Here is a 24,125-nt window from a genome sequence, read left to right as displayed (position 1 = left end):
TTTTCTTTAAAATTCATCCAGGGTGACTTTAGTTGTCTGCCCGTTCAAGGTTATTTCGACACGGTTCCCCACGAGTGCCACCGTTGGCACGACAATCTGGCCATCGGCATCCAAACTTTCTAACTCGCGGTCACCGAGGTAGAGCGAAACCAGCGTGTGTTTCCCCGGCTTCAGGATCCCCGTTTGTAGTGGAATCTTGGTCTTAGGGAAATAAATGTTGGTATTGGGTTCTGGCACGGACAGGTCGACCTTTAAGTTGTCAGACAGGCCAACCAGCCCGGTGATTCCCACGCGCGTCTGGTAAAAGACGGCGTTCTTCGCCTTCACGGCAACCTCGTGTTCCCGCGGATCGCCACTGTCGGGGGCTGCAAAGCTCCCTTCGGCAACGTGCAGCTCCCGGGCCGTGTCAATCTGGTGAATCCGCACGTGCCACGGCATCGCTGGGATCACGTAGTTTTTAATTTCGACATCATTCCAGGGTTGCCAGTCAGAGTAGACGTAGTCATCATGAATTTGATAGTCCGCGTACTTGAAGGCCGTTCGCCAGAAGTTCTCCGACTCGGAAACGGCCAGCGTGTTGTCAAAGGCCCCCTGTTTTAGGAGCACAGAACCCTTGGGCGTACTGAAGCCAAAGGTTGAGGAGTACACGTACTTTTCGTACTTGGCTGCCCCTGCCGCGTGTTCGTGGGAGTGTTGGCCGGCCGTAAACGACTGAACCTCCAACCCCGTTTGACTGTGGGCAACCAGCATCCGCGGTTCCGGCTGTTTTTTCAGGGATTCAAACTTGAAGTCTTCGCTTTCCGGCGTTGTCCAGAAGGGATCGTCGTCCGGTAAGGCGTAGAAAATGAAGGTCTTCAGCGCCCAATAGGCCGAAGCGGGCCCATTGTAGCCCTCCGCAAAGACCATGTTGGGATAGGCATACCCGATGGGAATCAAGCCGTCCGTGGTAAAGATATTTTGTTGGAACCACCAGCGAAGGTTGTTCAAGAGCAAGTGCTTCACATCCCCGAGGCTGTATCCCGTTGGCAAGTCAATGTGCGCATAAGCCGCCACGGCCCAGAAAGCCGCTTGGGCAAAGCGATAATCGAGGCTCCGACCATACGGCAGGGCCGCACCATCGGCCGCAAACCAGTTGGCATAGCTAGGTACAAACGCCTTAGCGCGCTCCCGCAACAGCGTGGCTTCATCCCCCTGCCAGTCGGTCAACCCAACCGTCAGTAAGGTGAAGAACTGGTAAGCAAACGGAATGTAGTTATCAATCTGATTCTTGTAGCCGTCGTAAGACCAGCCGTGATCCAGGTAATGCGTGTTGGTGATAGCATAGTCGTCGGCCACCAACTGGGAATGATCGGCATAGCCCGTGTCGGTGATAAATTTATTCACCATGGCTTTGAAGAAGAGCCAGTTGGTCTTGGGCACGACCTTGTCGTTAACCTGGTCCATCCAGTCCACAACCTGCTTCTGTTGCGTGGTGGACAGACTATCCCAGAAGTTGGGCTTAGTTTCATACAAGAAGGCGGTCAGGGCCCCCATTTCGACGAAGAGCTGGTCGTAGTCGCCCAAATCGCCACCCCAGTAGCTGTCTGACTGGGGATCGACGCCGGCGAGAATGCCCTGCGTGGTCATTTCAAACCAGTCGGGATAGGCCTTAATGTTCTCCGCGTTACTGAAGAACGGGCCGAGCCCCCAGAGTAAGCGCATGAAACCCTCGATTTCCGTCTTATCCTCCAGATAGACGGCACCACTATCGCTCATACGAAAGCGTCCGCGCAACTTTTGTTGACGCAAGACGTCCATGGCTGGGCGCAAAATATCAAGCAATGCCGACTTCACATCCGCTTTACTGCGGAGGGGATTGGCTTTGATTTGTTCATTAAATAATTGCCGTTTCACGTTAAGTCCTCCTTTACCTTTTTTCGAAAAAGGCCCTACGCCGCTATTGACATAGAGTCTTCTTTGTACAATCAGAGCAATGATTACTTCACTTATAGAGCAGTAACGTATGGGCAACATTGAAGAAAACCGTCGCCTTACCGTTCGCCAGTGAATTTTCATCGCAAGTCGTAAAATCTACCGAACACGTTTGATCATGGCGATCGCAATACCACCGATTAATTCCATGGCAATGGCAAAGATGAAGATGGCACCGTAACCGAAGGCCGCAACAATGGCAGAAGCGACCATGGCCCCTAACATTTGACCCAACGTGTTGGCCAAGTTGATCAACCCTAAGTCTTTGCCGGCCGTATCGGAGGAAGGCAAAACGTCCATGTTCAAGGCGCCATCGACGGAGTTGTACAACCCATTACCGAAGGCGGCGATGACGGCGTAGACGAACATTGCCCATGGCTTCTGAACGAACAGTGGGAACAAGGCGGCGAAACCTAACGCAAAGGTGGCAATCACAACAGGAGCTTTAACCCGGTTTAACTTGTCGGCCAATGGTCCCCCAATTAAGGCGAAGATCACACCGATAACTAACATAATCGTTGAGAAGATTGAAATTGATTTCCCAGCTTCACTCGTTCCTTGACCAATGTAGTCGGTGAACAAGAAGAGTAAGAAGGTCGTCACAATCGTTGACCCAACCACCATGAAGAATTTACCCGTCAAGGCAAGGTAGAAGTCCCGTGCATCATGCGTTGGGAAGAAGAAGTACTTCTTTAAGGTGTCCTTGTTCAAGGATACTTTAGGTTCATCCAGGTTACCCTTTTCTTGAATCAAGAGTAAGTGAATGATGGCCAAGATAACCGTACTGCCGGCCATGAAGTAAATCCCCATTTTAACGTTACCCAGGAATTGAGCCGCTAACAGCGCGAACCCTTGTTGGGCAATGGTAAAGCCGACCCCGTAGAAGGTCGAAACGGTTCCCCGCCATTTCGGGGCAACCCGGTCCGATATTTGCGGGTATATCGCCGCCGCAATGGCGTTTTCGGCCGCGGCCGCGATAATCCAAATCAGAATGATGGCCATAATCGATTTGACATTGGCAATCACAATCAGGGAAATTGCAATCGCGATCGTCCCAATGACAATGTAAGGCTTCCGTTTCCCGAACCGCGTCCGGGTCACATCAGAGAAGGCCCCGAATAACAGGTTGGCGACGGCCCCAGTGATGGAAGCGACCGTGGCAAGAATCCCAACGGCCCAAACTTTATGTACGGGGTCCAATTGCGCGAATAATTGCGGGATTAAGACACTTCTAGTAGACCCAATCGGCCCGTACCAACATAATGGCGCTAAAAACATGGCGGAAGAAACCATCCAAGGCAGTTTCGGTTGTTCCTCGTCTTTAACTTTGGCGTTGGTAACGACCCCGACACCTGCCTTGACGGCTTTCTTATCCGTCCGATCATCTTTCGACATGACTGCTCACTCCTAAGTATGTATAGAATTGTAAGGGCTTTCTTTTCTGAGTAATTTTTAGTCCCCGCTAAATCATGATTCGGGGACGTCTTTAAAATACGAAATCATTCAGAATAAAACGCTTACAAGTGGATTATAACGCTTTCATTTCGTAAAGTATAGGCTAAATTTAGTAAAATATTACCTAATTTTACAATATTTACTAAATTAAAAGAGTGTGTGACGAGAGAGCTTCGCCACGCACTCTTTTGCACGAAAAAAAGGTGTACGCCTCTTTTGGCAGCACACCTCTGACTAACTGATCAAAATTTAAGAGACACGTTTGCAGGTTGGTCGTGCTGAGCTGATGGCCTTCATTAACCCATCCGATACCCAGTTGCCCCTCATGATTACTAAACATGCCGGCCTACTGATCGGAAATTTTCGCATCCTTACAGAGCTTTTGCAAGTCCGCTGCCGCGACCATCAGCTTCACTTCACCCGTTTCCAGATTCACGTCCGCCTTAAGATTAACGGTCTTTGTCATCAAACTGCCCGTCTGGCGTTTGATCTTCAGTGGCATTGAATACGCTAACGTCTCATATTGTTGGTGCATGGGCGATCCCTCCCAGTTCAAGTTGCCCACAGCGTAACACAATTGCGGGAGCCTTACTGGGCACGCGTCTTACAAATATTTTTATGAGCCGCGCAGGTTAGTCAACGCGCTTCTTCTGCAGGGCCACCTTCAGCCATCCCACTACCGCCGGAATCAAGGATACCACGATGATCCCCAGTACGACGGCCGAGAAGTGCGCCTTCACAAAGGCAATGTTGCCGAAGAAGTAACCCCCACCGCAGCAGATCGCCACCCACGCCACGGCCGCACTCACGTTGTATTTCAGGAATCGGCGATAATCAAAGTGCGAACCGGCGGCAACAAAGGGCACAAACGTCCGAATAATTGGCAAAAACCGACCCAGGAAAATGGCGAGAGGCCCGTGCTTACGGAAGAACCGTTCCGACTGCGCTAGACGTTCCTGATTGATCAACCTGCCAAACCAGGAGCGCTTATTTAAGGCCACGCTGGTTCGCCGCCCCAGGTAAAAGTTCAACGAATCACCGCCAATGGCCGCCACTAGAAACAGTGGGATAAACCACCAGATGTGCAGGCCATATGCCGGATTGGCGGCCAGTGCCGCAGCTGCGAAGAGTAACGAATCGCCCGGCAGAAACGGTAGGATTACCGCCCCGGTTTCCACAAAAATAATGGCGAACAGGATGAGGTAGGTTGAACTGCCGAACGTATTGACAATGCTGACGAGGTGACTATCAATGTGTAACACGAAATCAATGAAATATCCCATGAGGTCCTCCATCAACCGCACAAAATCACGGTCGTCTCTTATTTAACCTCAATAATATTGAAAAATCGTGGACGCTGACAGAGGCAACAAAAAAGATTAATCTGTGATTTTATCAGAGTTTAAGTCTCGGTAGACTCGTAGAATCACGCAAACGCGATATTAACACAATTTCTGAAACGCTCTGTTAGTCACAGGTACCCCTCTTGGCATTCCGCTTACCGAGAAAGTGACATCCAGAATCAACTGGTTACTTGAAAATTAAAAAGCATCAGATTGGCTTTTCCACCCCAAAGCTTCTGACGACCTTATTGACTAGACAAACGCCAGCACCGCAAAATTAATCACGAACAGTGCCGACACAATCCAAATCAACCCGTGAACCTCTTTGGCCTTGCCTTCCACCGTCTTGACCAAGCAGTAGAAAATGAATCCGGCGGCAATCCCGTAGGTAATGTTGTAGGCAAACGCCATGATGAATGACGTCATAAAGGCGGGAATCGCCTCACCAAGGTCGTGCCACGGAATCTGGCTAAAGGCACTCATCATCATGATCCCTACCAGAATCAGCGAAGGTGCAATGGCCGCCGTCGGAATGATCGACAGCAACGGTGACGCAAGTGAACTCAGCAGGAACAGAACGGAGACCACGACGCTGGTTAATCCCGTTCGCCCACCTGCCCCAATACCGGCGGAACTTTCCACGTAGGTTGTCAGGTTAGACGTTCCGAAGATGGACCCCACCCCGGTCGCAATGGAATCGGCGAAGAGGGCCTTGTCGAGTTTTGACTTAAAACCCGGTTGTGCTTCCAGCTCCAGTTCACGTTTACCCGAGAAGATCCCCGTCTGCCGGCCGGTTCCAATGAAGGTCCCCAGCGAGTCAAACGTGTCAGACAAGCTAAACGATAGAATCGTCATCAGCACCAGAATCACGCGATTGTGTTCGGCAAACAGTGACCCCATCCCCTCGGACGAGAAAGCTGCCAGAAAGGTCGTGCCCAATTGATGAAAGGAAGACCCAATCGAGTAGCCACTCGCGAGGTGCAGATTCGTCACGCCCATGGGGATCCCAATGACCGTCGTGGTTAAGATCCCAATCAGCAACGCACCGGGCACCTTACGAACCTTGAAGATAACGGTCACAATCAACCCAATAACGGCTAGGACCAGTGATGGTGAATTGAAGACGGCCAGTGCGGGAGTAATGCTCCCGTTCGTCACCACGGAGCTGATCCCGTGTTTGAAGGTCTCTTGCGTGGCGTTAAACGCTTTGCCATTAACCGTCAGTAAACTGCTCGTATCGCTGGTAAACTGCAGAAAGTTCCCGTTTTTCAGCCCCACATACGCAATGAAGGCCCCAATCCCACCACTAATGGCGAGCTGCAGGTTTACAGGAATCGCGGAAATTAACATCTTCCGAATCTTGGTGGCCGTAATAATGATATTGATAATTCCGCAGAAGAATACCAGTGCGAGGGCCTGTTGCCAAGTGAACCCTAGCCCCATGACCACGGTGTACGTGAAGAAGGCATTCAGTCCCATTCCGGGAGCCAAGGCGTAAGGCACGTTGGCAAATAACCCCATGACCAACGTTCCCGCGACTGAAGCAATGATGGTTGCTAGAAAAACGGCCTGTTGGGGCATTCCCGCCTGGCCCAAGATCTGCGGATTGACAAAGAGAATATATGACATGGCGAAGAAGGTGGTCACCCCAGCGCCAATCTCGGTACCAACGGTGGTTCCTGATTCCTTAAGCTTAAAGAACTTATCCACAGTGGATTCCTCCTAAATACGAATATTATTATATTTGCTTAAAATAATGTCAGTTTCTATAGGGACCACTATACCAGATAGCCCTGATTAAGCCAAGAAAAATATACGATACACGAACTTAATCATTTTACATTGTAGCAGTTGTGAACCAACAGCATCCCCCTCACGCACACTGGTAACCCACGCTATAAACGCAAAAAAATCCCGTAAAACCAACCGAACTGGTTTTACGGGACTTAAGCACGCATTTCTAAAAATTTACCCACTCACTTTGGCCAAGGTCTTCTGAACTTTCTGGGGCTTCTCTTGGCGCCCAATGAGTAACAATCGCAAGGTGTTTAGCACGGCGATCAGCGTCACACCGACGTCTGAGAACACCGCCCACCACATGGTGGTAATGCCGAATGCCGCCAACGTCAAGAAGAGAATCTTAATCCCCAACGCAAAGACAATGTTTTCCCAGACAATCTGCTTCGTGCGCTTGGCAATCGCAATCGTCCGTGGAATCGCCAAGGGATCATCGTTCATCAAAACGATATCGGCCGATTCGATGGCGGCATCGGAACCCAAGGCGCCCATAGCAATGCCCACATCGGCACTCGCCAATACTGGTGTGTCATTGAGGCCATCACCAACAAAGGCCAGCTTTTCTTTAGGCCCCAACTCAGCCTTCAACTTTCCCATTTCAGCCACTTTGTCTTGGGGCAAGAGTTCGGCCTTAACCGCATCGATCTTGATCTGATCACCCACGGCCTGGCCCACTTGACGGTTGTCCCCCGTCAACATGACCGTCTGGCGAATACCATTTTGTTTCAGCGCCGCCAATGCCGGCACGGTGGTGTCTTTGATGGCATCGGCCACTTCAATGGCCCCCTGGTACCGATCGGCTAATGCCACGTAGACCATGGTTCCCGTGGTACTGTCTGGCAAGTCGTTCGTGATTCCAACCTGCCGCATGAGTTTGGCATTGCCCACGTATAGGGGTTGCCCCGCACTGGTCGCTTTAACGCCCAGACCGACCAATTCCTCGGCGGACTGCTGACCATCAGCGCGGATACCAGCCATGGCCACAATCGACTTGGCAATCGGATGGGGTGACGCCACTTCGGCAGTCGCCGCCAACCGAATCAGTGCCGGCTTGCTGAGACTCACGGGAGCCACGTTAACCACCGCAAATTCACCGCGGGTCAACGTCCCCGTCTTATCAAAGGCCACCGTTTTCACCTGATTCAAGGCTTCCAAATAATTACTGCCTTTAATCAAGACGCCCGCGCGAGAAGCGGCGCCAATGCCACCGAAGTAACTCAGTGGCACGGAGATCACTAAGGCACACGGACAAGAGATCACCAGGAAGATGAGGGCCCGGTACAACCAGTCGTTAAACGGCAGTCCGAAAAACAACGGTGGCACAATCGCCAGTAAAGCCGCCATTCCCACAACCGCCGGGGTGTACACCCGCGCAAATTTCGTAATAAAGTTTTCCGTCTTGGTCTTCTTCGTCGTGGCGTCCTGAACCAATTCCAGGATCTTCGCCACCGTTGAGTCAGCATAGGCTTTTTCAACGTGGAGTTCGATAACCCCGTTACTGACAATGGTTCCACTCAACGCTTGATCACCCGCGGCAACCAGTGACGGTTTGGTTTCGCCAGTCAGGGCCTTGGTATCCAAATAGGTCTCGCCACTGGTGACGACCCCATCGGCTGGTACTTTTTCACCCGGTCGCACAATCAGGGTATCCCCCACCTGAACCTGGTCCGGCGCAATCTGTTGCGTATGCCCATTGACCACCAGGTTGGCATAGTCCGGACGAATCTTGAGGAGATCCGTGATCGACCGTTTGGACTTGCTAACGGCTGAATCCTGGAAGAATTCACCGATTCGGTAGAAAAGCATCACGGCGACGGCTTCGGGATACTGTTGAATCGCCAGCGCACCCACCGTAGCCACCGTCATCAGGAAAGCCTCACCGAAGAGTTTCCCAGTAAAGAGATCACGAACAGCTTCAACTAGAATCGGACCACCCACCAAGAGATAGGCCAGCAGGTATAGTCCAATTGTAACCGCTTTCAATAACGGTGAAAAACCTGCGATAATCAGTAAGATAATACTCCCTAAAATCATGGCTAAGTCACGTTTGGTCTCAGCTAGCTTCAGATATTCCCGCATCGTACTCGCCTCCTAAGTCTTATATGAATACTCGCTCATATGTATGGCTTCATCATAACATATCTCATACTGGTGTCAACTGCTAAAGTGGACAAACTCGCCCAGCCCTTTTATGGTAAAATGAACCCCATGGTGATAAATATGGAAAAACAAACGACTCAGCTCCCTACAACCGAAGAAATCAAAAAAAGCGTCGACCTCTTCAAAACCTTTGGCGACGCGACGCGCTATCAAATTCTCTCTTTGCTGTACCAAAATAGCCGCACCGTCAGTGAAATTACGGCGGTGATGGATGTCTCCCAATCGGCAATTTCCCACCAACTCAAGACCTTGCGCCAGGCCGGCTTGGTCATTGGCAATCGCGAGGGTAAATTCATCAAATACGCACTCGCTGATGAACATATCTTCGAAATCTTTGAGCTGGTCAAAGCCCATATTCAAGAATAGACTATCTAGACACTAAGCGGTCAGGACGTTTGCCCTGGCCGCTTAGTGTCTTTACGTTTATAACCTAAAATCTGAACGATAAAATCCCTGTTCCGTCTCAGTACTGGTAAACATTCACGCCATTAAATTCGACTAAATTGGCCGCACTCCGGCTGCCAGGGATTCCGCCTGCTGTGGGGACGCTTCAGACCGGCAGAACACCGGTCTTCTCGCTCGATTTGGAGCCACGAAGACCACCTGTCTCCAAAGTCGCCCGTGCTGTAAACTGGCTGGAAAACGCCAGTTAACACCACTTTCACGGCTGGCTCCATCCCTGACCTCCTCCGGCTCTGGTTGTGTTTTATCACAACAACGGTTGAAAACGTGGGATTTAGCAATTTCGGTCCAACTAATAACGACTATGGCAGTCATTAACTCAGTCGCCTAAGATCGCCGTGTAAGCCGTGAGGTCGGCAGATATGGGCTCAGGCGCGTCGTTCTACTTAGTCAGTAAGTGAATTCCTTACTGGCTTAGTAGAAAACCAAGCTTGTAGACTCGTGATTTTCGAGGCTTCAAGTTGTGTTCGCACCGTTCCAGTCCCATATCTGCCGACCGGTAAGGCGAAGGACCCACCAAGTTGCCTAGCAGTCCCACTGTTGTTTTATGACCGATAGATCCGCTTCAAGCCGCGGATATCGGCATGGGACAGCTTGACCTTCCCCTGATCCAACGGGTACATCACCGAATGCCGATTCATGCTGTGATCCAATCCTAGGGCGTGCCCTAATTCATGCACGGCAATGGAGTCCCCATAGGCTAGCGCGTATTCCGTGTTTAGGCTGGCTTTGGCGTGGTTGTGCACGACGATCCCGTGAATGCTGACGGTCTGCGTAATGCCCGGCCCACCACGACCGAGCTCCACACTGGTCTGATTGTGCCCCACCTGTTTGCGATAAGTGCCAAAGGTAATCCGGTTCTTGCCGTGTTTTGCAAGGCCAGGAACCAGATGGACAATCCCGGTTCGATTGTAGATGCGGATTGCCCGCTTGAACGTTTGACGCCCTGCTGGGGGCATCGTTGCCGTGAAGCGGTAATGATAAGTCTTCTTCAGCTTTAACCCCGCCACGACGGGTTCCACCGGCGTATGGGGCTTCGCCTTGTGTGCAGCCCGGCGACTAGATGACGCGCGAAGGTCCGTGACCTTTTGGGGACTGGCCTGGCCCGCATCCGAGGGCGTATCCGGTTGAAACTGCCTATGAACCTGCCGTTCCACGGCATTTCCCATGGCCGTGACCTGCTTCGATACACCGGCCAGTGGGCCCCAGCCATCCTTGACGGCCATGACCGCCACAACCAGCGCTAACAGTACCAGCAACCGTCTAACGACTTTCAATCCGCTCTTCCTTTCCTATCGTTTCCCGATTTCATCAATGATAGTGATTTTACGCGAGCAACGACGCAATAGCAAATGTCCAGAGGCGGAATCCTACCCAAAACCGCATCAAAATGATCGGTATCATTTTACTCCCGAACAGTCCTAGTCGAAACGTGCGACCCAGGCCACCTATTTTTCCTATACCATCAAGATTCGCGAATAAGTCGCAATTATCCGATCGAATTGACCGGGCGCCAATGCCTGATGAACCGCCACGCGATACTCAGGAGCCACCGTCTCACGCACGACCTGGTCGAAGTAGCCATTAATCAGGTCGCTCACGGTATCCCCACTGCTTAGCAAGAACTCCCGCGTCAGCATGGCCGGAATGACCTGTTTATCCTGTAAAACGGCCAAATGCGGTTTCAGTTCGGGCATAAAGAAGCCACTGGCCTGGCCATCGCGATAAAAGGCCAACAAGCGTTGTTCGTACGCGTGGCGGGCCTGCATAAACTTTTGATAAAGTTGCGGATAGTCCTGCTGGAGATCCCGCAAAAAGACCGCCGTCGTGGTTCCCAGATACGCCACGTTGGCCGAAAACATCTGGGGAAAGGCCGCCGTATACGCCTCTGGCTGACGCATTTCAGTGGGCACCGTCATCGCCGAAACGTAGTCCAAATAACGTTGAACCATTGCCGTGATCACGGCATCCTTCGACCCAAAGTATTGGTACAGTTTAGCCCGACTGACGTTCATGATTTTAGCCAGTTCATCCACCTTGATACCCGCAAAGCCGTGAACAATGACGGTCTCCTGAACCGCCATCAGCATTTGCAATTTTCGTTCTTCTCTGTCACGCACGCACGTCAGTCCTTCCTTTTTTTCAAATCATACCGTATTTTTGGATTGCACACAAATTATACGTTTTAGACTTTTTAAACTCATTATGTATATTTTTATTGACTCTCAGCCAAATTCAAGCTATCTTTAAAGCAGATATTTTGTCTCGTGAAGGGAGAAACTCATGCTTTCAATCGTCTTTGGCTTCGCCGGTTTACTCGTGTTAGATCTGCTCTCCATCAGTATCTGTCTGGCCCAGGAAAATGTGGCCCGACCGACCACCGCTCCCAAGGCGACGGTGCCGCGAACTGCCGATCAACAGGCATTCATGGCGCTTCCCAGAGAAACCTGGTGCCTTGACACCTGTGATGGTCTCTGCCAGAGTGCGTGGTACATCCCAGCCGCTAAACCCAGCCGGCACACCGCCCTGCTGTTCCACGACTTCCGCGCGGATAAAGCGTCCATGGCCGATTATGGCATGCTGTTTCACCGTCTGAATTACAACGTCGTCCTGACGGATAACCGCGCTACCGGGCAGAGCGAGGGCAACTATACCGGTTACGGCTATCTGGAACGGATCGATGCCCGCTGTTGGGTTGAAGCCACGATTGCCAAACTGGGGACAGATACTGAGATCGTCCTGTTCGGCACAGCCATGGGCGCCGCTATCGTGGGCATGACCTGTGGACTAACCCTGCCGCGTAACGTGAAGGCCGCCATCATGGACTCCTCATACACCTCCGCCATCGACGAACTCCGCTACCGGGTGAATCAAGAGTACCATCTGCCCGCCATTACGGTTCACGTGGCCTCAAAGGTCGTGAAGATCCAGGCCGGTTACTGCCTCGATCAGGCCAGTCCCCTTGAGGCCCTGAAGAAGAGTCATCTCCCCACCCTGTTCATCCACGGTGCCGCCGATGAAACCACACCGGTCAAGATGGCCGATGAACTTTACACGCAGTATCACGGTGCCAAAGAGTTCTGTATCATCCCCCACGCGGCTCACGGACAAAGCTACGCCACAGATCGCAAGCAGTACGAGACGCGTGTGGCGGGCTTTCTAGAACGCCACGCCGCTTAAACATAAAGGACACGACAAGCCTACGCTGAAATCGCGCAAGTCTGTCGTGTCCTTTTCATTATTTATAAACGTCATTCCTCTTGGCCGTTTTAACGACTAAAACAACAAAATTGCCATCCTGAATATCCGCAACAATTCGGTAACTGCCAACCCGATAGCGCCAGAAGGTCCCAAGATCACCTTCCAGGGCTTTTCCCCAAACACGTGGATTGGACGCCCCCTGAATATGCTCATCTAACCACTTCACAAGGCGCAATTGAACTTGCCGATCAAGCTTACGAAACGCCTTATCTGCCTTAGCCGAAAATGCCCAAGTATACGTCTTCATTCAAGCGCCAATCGGTGCCTAATCTCTTCACGAGAGACCACTGCATCATGACGATCACCGAGATTGCTAACGGCGTCTTGGTAATCAGCCTCATCTTCCAAACGTTCCAAAATCGTTTGACGCATAAACGTCGTGACTGACTCCCCATAGAAATCTGCCAATGCCTTAACTTCTCGGTATTGGTCATCTTTGAACCGCAATGATGTAACTGTCATCTTCAGCACCTCCTAGCGGTATTATACCATGCTTAGGCTTCAATTGAAGTCTGAATGTTTTCCCCTTTAATCTGCAGAAATTCTAACTCAATGTGTCACTGCGAGTGTGAACGATCAGCACACGGCGGAATCGAAGCGACACATCTCCTGAACAAGGAAACTCCCTCACTTTTTCATTCCGTCACAGTTGCCCGTATCCGGCTACCAATCAGCCCGATAAACACCAGCAGCATGCCACCACTGAGGCCGGCCATATACCACGGCAAGGCCTGGATTGCGCCATTGTGCAGCCAACTCATGCCGTACGTCAGTGCGCTAACCACTAAGTAGTAGCCCAGGCTGAACCAGCCACTGGCACTCCCCATGACGGCCTCGTAGCCGACCAGCGCCCGGTTGAGCGCGTTAGGCAGCGTCACGTTAAGGCCCAAGAATGTGAGGAAGATCCCGCCAATCATCAAAATCGGCTGTTGACCATAAGCGGCCACCACGAGGCCCCCGCTGGCAACCACGCTGAACAACAACCCGCGAAGGGCCACCTGTTCCGGCGTCCAAAAGTTCAAGCAGCGGTTCACCAGTAAGGCACCTAGTAGGCTGGCACTCGCTAGCACCAATCCTAGCCAGCCGTATTGTACGGCCGAATAGCCGAAGTGCGTCATGAAGATAAAGGGCGCCTCGGCGTAATAGCTAAATAAAATCCCATTGATGCCCCCAATCAGCAGGCCGTATCCCCAGACTACGGGATCGGTCAGCAGGCGGCGCACCACCCGCCACTGATGGACCCGCGGTGGCTGAACATCCCGGCGTTGGGTCTCGGGTAACCGACTCAGGGCATACAACCCGACCGCCACTGCCATGGTTACCAGCGTTGCGAAGACACTGCGATAGCCAAAGTAGGTCTGCATGACGCCCCCAATTAAGGGACCCAGCGCTGGGGCCAGGGCCATGGCGGCACTGGTCTTAGCAAAGACCTTGGCTCCGGTAATGCCGCTAAAACTTTCCCGCATCATCGTCTGGGTGACGACGGATCCCGCACTGGCTCCCAATGCCTGAATCAACCGCCAGCCTAGCAGACCCGTAAAGGTTCCCGTCAGATAAAGGCCCAGGTTACCCAACAGGTAGACCGCAATGCCGGCTAACATGGCCGGTCGTCGCCCCCATTTATCGGCCAACTGGCCCCACATGAGGACCCCGATGGCAAAGGCGACAAAATAGGTGCTCATCGTCAATTGTACCTGACTCGCGCTCACGTTAAAGGCCCGGCGCAGCTCTGGCAATACCGGGGTAAAAATAGACTCGCTAATCTGTGGAAAACCAACGAGTGTGATCATCAGTCCCAGGGATGGGGCTGATGGACGGACGTTTTTCATCATTTTTCTCCTTAGAATTTACTTTGAGGAAAAACGTCCGTATCCGTCTGCGGGGACACACGCCATTAGCATCTTAAGCGTCATGGGCTGGTCACCCCTTCCTGTTTAATGTTGTTTTAGACTAAGGGAAAAGGGGGGCCTTGTCAAGGGTGAACACTGATTGAACCGATGAATTCTGAAGCTGCCTTGATATATCGTGAGTGACAGGAAACGAATCTCACTCTGTTTTTTGCCCAGCATAATCGTTGACATCATCCCAGCTCGTATATATCATATGTATATATCAGGAGGCGATTAAATGAAATCTGTCAAGCCAAGAATCGTTGGAAGTTCAACCGTTCTAACGGTTCCCAAGGGGATCTCAGCAAAATATCCCGAGTACGATGTCTACTCCGGGCGAAATGGCGCAATTGTATTCTTACCAAAAGAAAAGAATCCTTTCACTGATCCTGAATTCATTAAACGCCACCAGGGGGCACTGTCCGACAAAGATTTTACCCAAGTCGAGGTTCAACATGACGAATTCTAAGTCACCGTCGTTCCCTGAACAACAAGAGATTGTGTGGGTAGACTTTCAGCCATCCAAACACAATGAATTGCGAGGTAGACATCCTGCTGTTGTACTCAGTACTAAGGGATTTTCACAGATCACTGGTCAAGTTGCCGTCTCACCCATTACGCACGCCACCAGTAATCACCTAAAATCATTCTTTGTGCCCATCTCAAACAACGCCCAGATTCAGGGGTACGTTAATCCGCTTCAATTTCATACGTTTAGTCTGCTGGGCCGACACATTACCAGTACCAAAACTTTTCTGGATGACGCCGCCTTTATGAAAGTCATCCGGACTCACGCTCAAATCCTGAACATCTACGATAAGTAGCCTAAAGGGTCTGAAACACAACTCAAAAATCGGTCATTTCAGAAACGATTAAGTTCTGAAATAACCGATTTATTTTTTGCCATGATGGTGCCGAAACGTGGGACAGAAGGCGCCTTCTGTCCCACTCCGTTTACACGCCCTGATTTACTTTAACAAGTACTTCGCATCCAGCTCATGATCAAACGACGTCAGGATCTTGGGGCCATCAGTCGTAATCACAATGGTGTGTTCGTACTGGCAGCTCAGACTGCCGTCAATCGTGGAGATCGTCCAGCCATCAGCGGCCGGATCGCTACAGCCCCAATCCCCCACGTTAATCATGGGTTCAATGGTGATGGTCATCCCCGCCTTCAGCCGCGTCCCGTGACCGGCCGTTCCGTAGTGGGGAACATCGGGATCCTCATGCATGGTCGGGCCGATACCGTGACCAATGTAGTCCCGTACCACACCGTAACCCAACTGGTTTTCTGCGTAGTCCTGAATGGCAAACCCAATGTCACCAATTCGATTGCCAACAACGGCTTGATCGATGCCCAAGTAAAGTGCCTTTAACGTCACGTCCATGAGTTTCTGGACTTCCGCCGAAGGCTGACCCACAGCAAACGCATGGCAAGCATCGCTCAAGTAACCGTGGTAGTCAATCACGGTGTCCACCTTGACCAGGTCGCCGTTCTTGATGAGCACGTCCTTACTAGGACACCCATGACAGATCACATCGTTGACACTGACACAGGTCGAGAACTTGTAGCCCTCAAAGTTCAATTCACCCGGTGTCGCATCGTGATCAATAATATATTGATAAGAAAAGTGATCGATATCCCAGGTCGTGATTCCTGGTTTCAGATAATCTTCCAAGGCGTGAAACAGCCCCGCGAGAATATCGCCAGCCGCCTGCATCCCTTCGATTTCGCGTGTCGATTTTAAAGCTATCATGTTGCCTCCTGATGGTTTGGTTGTGTGCGTTTTAGTTATCTCTTTCAGTATACCTTACTGGAGATGTGCTTCAACAGGCAGATCACGGTTGATTTTAGACTAGCGGCTATTGAAGCGATTTCAAACTGCTAAGTCATCCAATTCCTGCGACAATCGCACTTTCAGCCATTTTCATACCTGAATAATTTGATGAAACATGTTACAATCATTTTTGCTGTGTCACGCACGATTGTCATTCAAAGAATTCACCAAGGAGGTTTCCCAATGTCTCTGACAAAAAGAGAGGGCCGCGACTATCTGATTGGCTTCGCCCTGGTTCTCACGATGGTCGGCATCGCCACTTGGCTGCACGATGCCGAAATTATTCTACCTGAGATTGGCGCTTTGACTGCCGGGATGTGGATCTATCACAATCCCACTTGGGTCAGCCAACCCATCAAGATCTTTCTGGCGCCCTCCGGAACTGCGGTGATTGGCTTTATCGTCAACCAATTTTCCATCATCTATCCTGAAAAGATCGGGATCACGCTACTCTTGATTCTCCTGTTTTTAAACGTGCTACGCTCAACGTTGGCCCCCTCATTTGCAACGGGCCTGCTTCCCATCATCATCAACGCGACGCACTGGTCCTTTATCCTTGCGATCTTCGCCTTTACGCTGACCTTGATGGTGGGCGTTCTCCTGCAGGGTCACTACAAGGGGCAACCCGCTGGCAAACCCCTGCGGTATCAGCACATGCTGGGCTTTGTCCTGGCCGCTGCCATCTGGATTGGCGCGGTCTGGCTCGCTGGCTACCCGCAAATGGCGGGAATCCCGCCCGTGCTGGTGGTCTTCTTCGAGGTTTCGCAGATGACTAGCTACAGCGGCAAGCTGGCCCTCAAACACATCGTCGCGCTGGGGGGCGCCGCAACCCTGGGTGTCCTGGTCCATCTCGTGGTGGCGTCATGGCTACTGGCCACACTCATCACACTGCCGTTGGTCTTTATTCTCTTGCAACTGCTACGAATCAAGCTGCCGGCAGCTTATGCCTTCCCATTGCTGGCCTTGGTGTTACCCACCAGCATGTTCCACACCCTACCGATTGCCGCTACCCTGGCCGCCTGCTTCTTCTTGGGTTCAGTGTTCGCTTATCGCAAACTAGCAACGCTAACCGGGCTGGCATCGGAAAATAATTAAAGCTTAACTTAGAGAAGCTGGGACAATTGCCCCGGCTTTTTTCTATTGTCCAAGACTGGAACATGACCACGATGCCTGATGTCACAGGTATTCACCACCTCAGTCTGGGCGACCCTAATTAGAAATAGCAGAGCGCCGTTATTTGCGCGATACTTAGCGACATACAATGGGCAAGTAGCTGGGTAACCGGAGGCGGCCAAAGATTCCGGTAGCCGCAGGTGACGGCAACTCGTACTCTTTTACAGAGTTTTTACGCAAACCACATGGACTCTTTACACCCCTTCTGTACGATTAAAATTACCGCATCATTTAGCCACTAATTCACGACAATAGAGGGAGTCTTGACGTGTTAGATATCATAAAAGCCGCCATTTTAGGCATCATCGAAGGGATTACAGAATTCTTACCCATTAGCTCTACCGGTCACTTATACTTAGCCGATGAATTTATCAAGCTCCACGAGTCAACGGCCTTTATTAATATGTTTATGGTGGTCATCCAGCTCGGCGCCATCCTCGCCGTGGTCGTCCTCTACTTTGGCAAACTCAACCCTTGGGCACCTCACAAAAACCAGCTCGAACGTCATCAAACCTGGACACTGTGGTTCAAGGTAATCCTCGCCGTTCTGCCCTCGGTCATCGTGGGTCTGCCACTAAACGACTGGATGGAGGCCCACCTCACCAGTTGGCAGGTCATCGCGACCACACTCATCGTCTACGGAATCTTATTTATTGTCATTGAAACCTACAACCGGCGAACGACCGCCCGTTTCACCGACCTCAATCAGCTCCCCTTCAAGATCGCCATTTTGATCGGGCTATTTCAGATTTTGTCCATGGTTCCCGGCACCTCACGCTCTGGTGCCACGATTCTCGGCGGGATTCTCATTGGGACCTCACGCTTCGTGGCGACCGAATTCTCCTTCTTCCTGGCGATTCCCACCATGTTTGGCGCCTCACTGCTTAAACTCCTGAAATACTTTCTACATGGCAACACCTTTACCGGCAGTCAAACTCTCGTGCTACTGACGGGGACCGTCGTTTCCTTTGCCGTTGCCTACTTGGCGATTAAATTCCTGTTAAATTACATCCGCCATAATGATTTCAAAGGCTTCGGTTGGTACCGCATCGGGTTAGGGGTCATTGTGATCGCCTACTTTGGTCTCATCCACGCCTAACTAGCACCTCATTCTATTTTTAATCTAACTAATCAATAGCTTATCCTAATTTTCGACACCATTCCTATCCTAATCTCAGTTTATGTAGCCAGTTATACGCATGAAAGCGCTGGATAATTCATTTTGCAACAAACTGCAATCAAATGTGACGGCCTTTTAACTGCTTAGTAACTAAACTGCAATATTTCTCGGGTATGCTGTAAAGTATTAAGAAAACAGATTGGATAGATTAAAAAAATGTCGAAATCAAAACTTACAACTAAATTTGCATCACTTTTACTTTTGTTTGGCTTTTCCTTCGGCATGGTGACCGATGTAACGTCAAGCTTGGTTCCTGAACAAACCACGACTGCTCAGGCTTCTTCTCGGGTGTCTGCTAGTCAGGCCAAGAAGATTGCTAAGATTAACGCCGGCCTGTCAAAATCCCAAAAATCAGCTAAGAACTGGATCGCCAAGCGCGAATCAAGTTACAACTACTCTGCTCGTAACGGAAACTGTTACGGTCGTTACCAACTTTTGAAGTCCTACTTGCACGGTGACTACTCTCCTGCAAACCAGGAAAAGACGGCTAACCGTTACGTCAACAATCGTTACGGTTCATGGACGAAAGCCAAGCGGTTCTGGCAAAGTCATCACTGGTACTAAAACGCCATTTAATTTAACAGATGCGTTTTGAAGACAGCACAATTTAAGTAAGGCGGTTAGACCCAGATTGGTTTAACCGCCTTTTTTCTAATTTATTTTAAGAAAGAATGATTCCAAATGAAGAAACGCCTCGCCATTGGCGGTCTGCTCCTCTTGTTGGTCATGGGTGGACTGACACTCTCCCACGTGACACGTCAGTCACAGCCACACCCCTCATCAGCGACCCCAACAGCCTCTAGCCGCAAAGTCGCCCCCAAGCTAACCCGCAGCGACTTACGGCACAACCGTAAGCTCACGTACAGTGCCATCATTTACTTTGCCATTAAGCACTCCCAGCTTCAGCGTTGGCAGGAAGTCTCCGATTTTAAGCTGGGATGGCAAGTCGAGAGCTATCCTAAAAATGGCGGCACTAAATACCTAGTCTGGCCCGACCAACACATTCAAGATAGCGCCAAGAACCTGGCGCCCAACTGGTTCCGGCTAACGGACAGCCAGCACGTGTTATACGACAGCATGATCGTCCACTCCTTCCGTAAGGACCAGACGAAGACAGCCACCCTGCGTGAAATCGTCAACCAGATCAACGCCGACCACGCAGCCACCAAAGTGCGGGCCATGCCCCAAAGACTCACCGTGGTGACTCACTAACCCGACTCAAAAAGCCGATCCCGTTTCGGCATCGACTTCAAATTCGTTTATTCTTCTAGTGAAATGATACTCTCGGTCCCCACGTTGATCAGTGACTCAATCCGATCCAACAGGAGCAGGAGCCACCCGAAGGCCATCACGAAGGCCACCATTTCAAAGGCCGTCAGGGAAAAGTAACCGATCCCCCGGAAGAGGACTTCGGCAACGATCAGGGCCACCCCGACCCCATACGAGAGATACAAGAATTCCTGCGTGATCTGTGGCAGCAACCAGCGCACGCCCACAATCAGTGCGAGCACGCAATAAATCAAGAAGCTGGCGACCTGGTCGTGGAGCAGATGCGACGAGATGTTGTTCGGAAAGACCCCCACTAGCCCCAGATTAATGGCCGTCAGCGTCAAGAGAATGCGGAGCACAATCAACCGCCGTGACCCCGGGTAATATTCCTGCAGGCTGACGAACAGGTAGTCAATCAAGGCGATCATCAGCAGCGCCGAGAAGATCAGCGTCGCGTTGAATTGCCAGCCACTAGAGGCGTTACGCGTCCCCAAGAAGCTCAGGTTGTGTTGCCACCAGTAGCGCTCATTGTTCACGGCCATCGAGATCACAACCCCGCTGATAATCACCAAGGTAAGCACAGTTGATAAAACCCCGGCATCCACCGCCTGTGCAAAGTAAATCATGGCCAGATTCACGAAGACTCCAAAGACAAAGATAATGATGCTGGCCGTAATCCGATCAAAGCTGGCCCCGTTAAACAGCATCCCCAGTAGCCACATACTCCCTACCAGTACCAAGGCCAGGATCAGGGCAAAGGACAGCACAATCACGGGAAAGTTTCGCCAGTAGATATTCTTGGTGAAGTGATTTTGGGGATTATTACGATCGCGAATAAAAAAGATCGCAAACAACAGGGTCCCCATCACCACGCCGGTCACAATCAGTCCCGTCGCTAGCGACTCATCCCCCGACAGTTTGAGATGACGGACCCCCTGCCACCGGCAAAAGAGGTAATACCCAATGCTGACCACAAAGGCGGCAATGACTGGCCACCACATGATACGATTCTGAAAGATCCGCCGCCGTGATTCGGCAAATTCCACGACTAGGCGGTCGCGCTTGACCACGAGTTTAACCGGCGTGCCATCATCGAGCTTTAACTGCTCACTGATGTCCGCCGGGATCTTTAAATTAAAGTCCTTATTTTTCATGTTTCCCTCCACCGTTCCGTAAACCATTCTCGTTAATTATAGCAAATCTAGCGGGAAATTAATGAGGTTTATCGCTGGTCACCGCTCTTCTCTCTAAAAAACGTTCCTCAGCTATAACCAACAGGCATCGCCAACAATAGTCCATAAGTATTAGACAAGCCTGTCCCGCTGGCTTACACTGATCTGCGGGGGCGCCTTGTGCGTCCCCTGGTTGAAGTCATGATTCTTTACATGCACTCTGTAAACGCTTAAAATTTTCAGTATCAAAGCCTAGGAGGCCAAACATGAAATCTACTATTTTTATGAAACCTGGAAAAGTTGAAGTTGAAGATATTCAAAAACCCACGATTCAAGCCAGCGACGATGTTATCATTCACGTCGTACGGACCTGTGTCTGTGGGTCCGACCTGTGGGCCTACCGCGGGTTAGAAGACAAGGCTGCTCACTCCGAAAATTCCGGTCACGAAGCCATCGGGATTGTGGAAGAAGTCGGGTCTGACATCACCACGGTTAAGCCCGGTGACTTTGTCATTGCTCCATTCACTCACGGCTGTGGCCACTGTGCCGCTTGTCGTGCCGGCTTCGACGGTGTTTGCCAGAACCATACTGATAACTTCAGTAACGGTGTGCAGTCCGAATACATTCGTTTCCAACACGGGGAATGGGCCTTGGTCAAGATTCCTGGCCAACCCGAAGATTACAGCGATGCCATGCTGAACTCCCTCCTGAGTCTGGCTGACGTCATGGCAACGGGTTACCACGCCGCTCGTGTCGCCAACGTCAAGACTGGCGATACGGTCGTCGTTGTCGGTGACGGTGCCGTGGGTCTCTGTGGTGTGATTGCCGCTCAGATGCGTGGTGCTAAGCGGATCATTGCGATGAGCCGTCACGCCGACCGGCAAAAGTTAGCCCTCGAATTTGGCGCGACGGACATCGTTTCTGAACGTGGGGACGAAGCCGTTGCCAAGGTTAAGGCCCTGACTAATGATGCCGGTGCCGATGCTGTCTTGGAATGTGTTGGGACTGAATTGTCCAACGACACGGCCATGAAGGTTGCCCGTCCAGGTGCTATCGTGGGCCGGGTTGGTCTGCCTCACGAACCTAAGATGGACATGACCACGTCCTTCTACACCAACACCATCATTGCCGGTGGTCCCGCTTCCGTCACTACCTACGATAAGCAAGTCTTATTAAAGGCCGTGCTGGATGGCGACATTCACCCCGGCAAGGTCTTCAACCAACAATTCACGTTGGATGACATCGACAATGCTTACCAAGCCATGACCGACCGGAAAGCCATCAAGTCACTGGTTGTCATCGGTTAACTTTTCCCATTTAAATAACCCATTAGGCCAAGCTCGCCGTCCGCGAACTTGGCTTTTTTGCGGCCCAATCAAAAATAGCCTCAGAAATCGCAAGCGATTCCTAAGACTATTCCCCAAATATCACATTTTAACACTGACCCAGTTACTCTTTAGCACGTTTATTTAACGCTACTTTTCGACCGCAAAGCCACCGGTCCAGCCAATCTTTTCGCCGGCAGCTAAGGTCATTTGTAAGAAACCAAAGCTTTCCAGTTCACGGGCCCGCTTCAAGGAACCTGCATCGACGAAGGCAACGCCACTGTTGGTCAATGCCGCAGCCAAGTCTTGCTTGGCAGCTGCGTCATCACCAGCAGCCATGACGGTCGTCTGTTGATCGCCCACCTTACGGCTCTGCAAAGTTGCGGCGAAGGTGGTGTTAAAGGCCTTCAGCACCTTTGAGTCAGGTAAAGCAGCGGCAATCTGGGCAGCTGCTGAACTGTCAGCGGGAACGACCAATTCGTCCCAAGTTTCAAAGTTCAGTGGGTTCGTAATATCCACAACGACCTTGCCTGCTAAAGCGGCTTGGTTAGCCTTAGCAATGCTCAGAGCGGCGTTGTAAGGAACGGCCAACACCACAATCTCTCCCAGATTTTCAACTGGGTCCTTGGAATCAATGTAGCTGACTTGGTTACCGCCTTGCGTGAAGACGTCACCGATTGCTTGACCCATGTTACCTTTACCAAAAATTGTAATTGCTGCCATAATGCAAACCCCCTGATTAATTTTTGTATTATTTTTAAGTACAGTTTGTATCATAACCGCATTTTATCCGAAAGTCAACTATTTGTATTTCCGGAAGAAATTACTTTTAGATTCCAGTAACTTTTAGCTGACTTTTTACGAAAACTGTTATAAAATAACATACAGAATTAAAAAAGGAGGCGGCCCCGGATGGCGAACACCCAATTCAGTGATACCATTCACGTCTTAGTCTACATTGCGTACTTTAAAGGCAAGAAGATTACCAGTCAGGAAATGGCTAGTAGTTTAGAAACATCCCCCAGTCTCATTCGGAAGATCATGGCTAACTTAAAACGTAGTCACCTCCTCGCGCCGACTCACGGGCCAACCCAACTGGCCCTGGCACGGGAACCCGCAGCCATTACGCTACGGGATATCTACGCAACCCTGCCTGGGCAGGCGCCCCTGCTGAACGTGGACGCACATACGTCTCAGAAGTGTCCTATCGGCAAGACCGTGCCCAAGGTTCTCGGCCACTACTACGATGAAATTCAAGCAGCAGCGGAGGCTAAGATGGCTAAAATCACCCTCCAAGACCTGCTAAACGACGTCACCTTAATGCAACGCTTAGCCGCAGAATAGAAGAAGAGCTAACTTTAAAGCGCCACACCGAAAATTTTCGGTGTGGCGCTTTTCTTATGAATAGTTATCAAATGATTCAGCCATTTTCCACTGAATACGCCTGATGGTTTGGCAATGAACGCCTCTGCCCACAAGCTAGTGTTACTTTGCCAGAAGACTAATCAACCCTGAGACTAGTAGAATGCCCAGTTGAATTACCATCATTCTCCTCACCCGTTTCCACAGCGGTTAGCCCGCGATTTAATACCTACAGCATACTGAACTCCCGGCATTTTATATACGAGGTCAATAAGAGAATGATCTGACAAATTCTCAGAATCAACGCTAGACCGCAAAAAAATGGCTGATTCCATCGGCAGAATCAGCCATTCACAGACAGTAACTTCTTGCAGAGTAAGGGAGTTAGAACATGCCATCAAGTTCAAGAGTGGTTCAACCAGGCCGGTGTCGGGAAGTACCCGGCTTGATTAACCATGACCCCATTAT

At 50.9% G+C, this 24,125-nt stretch carries 24 protein-coding genes; 10 read left to right on the top strand and 14 right to left on the bottom strand.

The window, feature by feature from the left end:
* Nucleotides 1-6 precede the first annotated feature (6 nt).
* From FD28_RS10630 to FD28_RS10605, 6 genes are all read right to left on the bottom strand, one after another.
* Nucleotides 7-1,893 (bottom strand): DUF2264 domain-containing protein, encoded by a 1,887-nt coding sequence (locus FD28_RS10630; RefSeq protein ID WP_057735026.1) that lies wholly within the window; start codon nt 1,891-1,893, stop codon nt 7-9.
* 177 nt (nt 1,894-2,070) lie between these two features.
* Complete coding sequence (locus FD28_RS10625) at nt 2,071-3,366, bottom strand: MFS transporter (protein WP_057735025.1); 1,296 nt, start codon at nt 3,364-3,366, stop codon at nt 2,071-2,073.
* Between the two features lie 406 nt (nt 3,367-3,772).
* The gene (locus FD28_RS10620) at nt 3,773-3,961 is read right to left on the bottom strand and encodes a hypothetical protein (protein ID WP_057735024.1); all 189 of its coding nucleotides are present in this window, start codon (nt 3,959-3,961) and stop codon (nt 3,773-3,775) included.
* A gap of 97 nt (nt 3,962-4,058) precedes the next feature.
* Complete coding sequence (locus FD28_RS10615; RefSeq protein ID WP_057735023.1) at nt 4,059-4,709, bottom strand: VTT domain-containing protein; 651 nt, start codon at nt 4,707-4,709, stop codon at nt 4,059-4,061.
* Nucleotides 4,710-5,021: 312 nt separating this feature from the next.
* On the bottom strand, nt 5,022-6,479 hold the full coding sequence (locus tag FD28_RS10610; protein ID WP_057735022.1) for an NCS2 family permease: 1,458 nt from the start codon (nt 6,477-6,479) through the stop codon (nt 5,022-5,024).
* 258 nt (nt 6,480-6,737) lie between these two features.
* A complete protein-coding gene (locus FD28_RS10605; RefSeq protein WP_057735021.1) occupies nt 6,738-8,645 on the bottom strand; it encodes a heavy metal translocating P-type ATPase in 1,908 nt (635 codons plus the stop codon).
* A 141-nt stretch (nt 8,646-8,786) separates the two neighbouring features.
* On the opposite strand from FD28_RS10605, the gene FD28_RS10600 reads away from it, so the two are divergent.
* Nucleotides 8,787-9,092: an ArsR/SmtB family transcription factor gene (locus tag FD28_RS10600; protein WP_057735020.1), complete on the top strand. Its 306-nt coding sequence runs from the start codon at nt 8,787-8,789 to the stop codon at nt 9,090-9,092.
* Nucleotides 9,093-9,733: 641 nt separating this feature from the next.
* On the opposite strand, the gene FD28_RS10590 is transcribed toward FD28_RS10600, so the two are convergent.
* Together FD28_RS10590 and FD28_RS10585 are read right to left on the bottom strand one after the other, a co-directional pair.
* Nucleotides 9,734-10,465, bottom strand: coding sequence for a matrixin family metalloprotease (locus FD28_RS10590; protein WP_157059886.1), 732 nt, complete (start codon nt 10,463-10,465; stop codon nt 9,734-9,736).
* 180 nt (nt 10,466-10,645) lie between these two features.
* The gene (locus FD28_RS10585) at nt 10,646-11,308 is read right to left on the bottom strand and encodes a TetR/AcrR family transcriptional regulator (RefSeq protein WP_157059885.1); all 663 of its coding nucleotides are present in this window, start codon (nt 11,306-11,308) and stop codon (nt 10,646-10,648) included.
* A 163-nt stretch (nt 11,309-11,471) separates the two neighbouring features.
* On the opposite strand from FD28_RS10585, the gene FD28_RS10580 reads away from it, so the two are divergent.
* Complete coding sequence (locus FD28_RS10580; protein ID WP_057735017.1) at nt 11,472-12,368, top strand: alpha/beta hydrolase; 897 nt, start codon at nt 11,472-11,474, stop codon at nt 12,366-12,368.
* A 58-nt stretch (nt 12,369-12,426) separates the two neighbouring features.
* Here FD28_RS10580 and FD28_RS10575 read toward each other — a convergent pair whose 3' ends face one another.
* From FD28_RS10575 to FD28_RS10565, 3 genes are all read right to left on the bottom strand, one after another.
* On the bottom strand, nt 12,427-12,696 hold the full coding sequence (locus tag FD28_RS10575; protein ID WP_057735016.1) for a type II toxin-antitoxin system RelE family toxin: 270 nt from the start codon (nt 12,694-12,696) through the stop codon (nt 12,427-12,429).
* Nucleotides 12,693-12,911 carry a type II toxin-antitoxin system RelB family antitoxin gene (gene relB, locus FD28_RS10570; RefSeq protein WP_057735015.1) on the bottom strand — a complete coding sequence of 73 codons (219 nt, stop codon included), beginning with the start codon at nt 12,909-12,911 and terminating at the stop codon, nt 12,693-12,695. Before relB ends, FD28_RS10575 begins: the two co-directional genes overlap by 4 nt.
* A 173-nt stretch (nt 12,912-13,084) precedes the next feature.
* The gene (locus FD28_RS10565; protein WP_057735014.1) at nt 13,085-14,278 is read right to left on the bottom strand and encodes a multidrug effflux MFS transporter; all 1,194 of its coding nucleotides are present in this window, start codon (nt 14,276-14,278) and stop codon (nt 13,085-13,087) included.
* Nucleotides 14,279-14,576: 298 nt separating this feature from the next.
* On the opposite strand from FD28_RS10565, the gene FD28_RS13320 reads away from it, so the two are divergent.
* Complete coding sequence (locus FD28_RS13320) at nt 14,577-14,807, top strand: hypothetical protein (RefSeq protein ID WP_057735013.1); 231 nt, start codon at nt 14,577-14,579, stop codon at nt 14,805-14,807.
* Nucleotides 14,794-15,162 carry a type II toxin-antitoxin system PemK/MazF family toxin gene (locus tag FD28_RS10555; RefSeq protein WP_057735012.1) on the top strand — a complete coding sequence of 123 codons (369 nt, stop codon included), beginning with the start codon at nt 14,794-14,796 and terminating at the stop codon, nt 15,160-15,162. Before FD28_RS13320 ends, FD28_RS10555 begins: the two co-directional genes overlap by 14 nt.
* 144 nt (nt 15,163-15,306) lie before the next feature.
* Here the strand turns inward: FD28_RS10555 and map are convergent, their stop codons facing one another.
* The gene (gene map, locus FD28_RS10550) at nt 15,307-16,095 is read right to left on the bottom strand and encodes a type I methionyl aminopeptidase (RefSeq protein ID WP_057735011.1); all 789 of its coding nucleotides are present in this window, start codon (nt 16,093-16,095) and stop codon (nt 15,307-15,309) included.
* A 264-nt stretch (nt 16,096-16,359) separates the two neighbouring features.
* On the opposite strand from map, the gene FD28_RS10545 reads away from it, so the two are divergent.
* The 4 genes from FD28_RS10545 (at nt 16,360) to FD28_RS10530 (ending at nt 19,741) form a co-directional block, all read left to right on the top strand.
* Nucleotides 16,360-17,271: a hypothetical protein gene (locus FD28_RS10545; protein ID WP_057735010.1), complete on the top strand. Its 912-nt coding sequence runs from the start codon at nt 16,360-16,362 to the stop codon at nt 17,269-17,271.
* Nucleotides 17,272-17,617: 346 nt separating this feature from the next.
* On the top strand, nt 17,618-18,448 hold the full coding sequence (locus tag FD28_RS10540) for an undecaprenyl-diphosphate phosphatase (protein ID WP_057735009.1): 831 nt from the start codon (nt 17,618-17,620) through the stop codon (nt 18,446-18,448).
* A 303-nt stretch (nt 18,449-18,751) separates the two neighbouring features.
* Nucleotides 18,752-19,093, top strand: a complete 342-nt coding sequence (locus FD28_RS10535; RefSeq protein ID WP_083478187.1) for an aggregation-promoting factor C-terminal-like domain-containing protein — start codon at nt 18,752-18,754, stop codon at nt 19,091-19,093.
* Between the two features lie 117 nt (nt 19,094-19,210).
* On the top strand, nt 19,211-19,741 hold the full coding sequence (locus FD28_RS10530) for a hypothetical protein (RefSeq protein WP_057735007.1): 531 nt from the start codon (nt 19,211-19,213) through the stop codon (nt 19,739-19,741).
* A gap of 47 nt (nt 19,742-19,788) precedes the next feature.
* Here FD28_RS10530 and FD28_RS10525 read toward each other — a convergent pair whose 3' ends face one another.
* Nucleotides 19,789-20,952, bottom strand: a complete 1,164-nt coding sequence (locus tag FD28_RS10525; RefSeq protein WP_057735006.1) for a DUF998 domain-containing protein — start codon at nt 20,950-20,952, stop codon at nt 19,789-19,791.
* Nucleotides 20,953-21,236: 284 nt separating this feature from the next.
* Between FD28_RS10525 and FD28_RS10520 the strand changes: the two genes are divergently transcribed.
* Nucleotides 21,237-22,277, top strand: coding sequence for a zinc-binding dehydrogenase (locus tag FD28_RS10520; RefSeq protein ID WP_057735005.1), 1,041 nt, complete (start codon nt 21,237-21,239; stop codon nt 22,275-22,277).
* A gap of 168 nt (nt 22,278-22,445) precedes the next feature.
* Here FD28_RS10520 and FD28_RS10515 read toward each other — a convergent pair whose 3' ends face one another.
* Complete coding sequence (locus FD28_RS10515; protein WP_057735004.1) at nt 22,446-23,018, bottom strand: NADPH-dependent F420 reductase; 573 nt, start codon at nt 23,016-23,018, stop codon at nt 22,446-22,448.
* 189 nt (nt 23,019-23,207) lie between these two features.
* Between FD28_RS10515 and FD28_RS10510 the strand changes: the two genes are divergently transcribed.
* A complete protein-coding gene (locus FD28_RS10510; protein ID WP_057735003.1) occupies nt 23,208-23,639 on the top strand; it encodes an Rrf2 family transcriptional regulator in 432 nt (143 codons plus the stop codon).
* The last annotated feature ends 486 nt before the right edge of the window (nt 23,640-24,125 follow it).

Origin of the sequence: Levilactobacillus hammesii DSM 16381 (assembly GCF_001434395.1) — a bacterium.
Lineage (GTDB): Bacteria > Bacillota > Bacilli > Lactobacillales > Lactobacillaceae > Levilactobacillus > Levilactobacillus hammesii.
The sequence above is the reverse complement of the archived record's forward strand: the minus strand, read 5'-3'. Positions and strand labels throughout refer to the sequence as shown.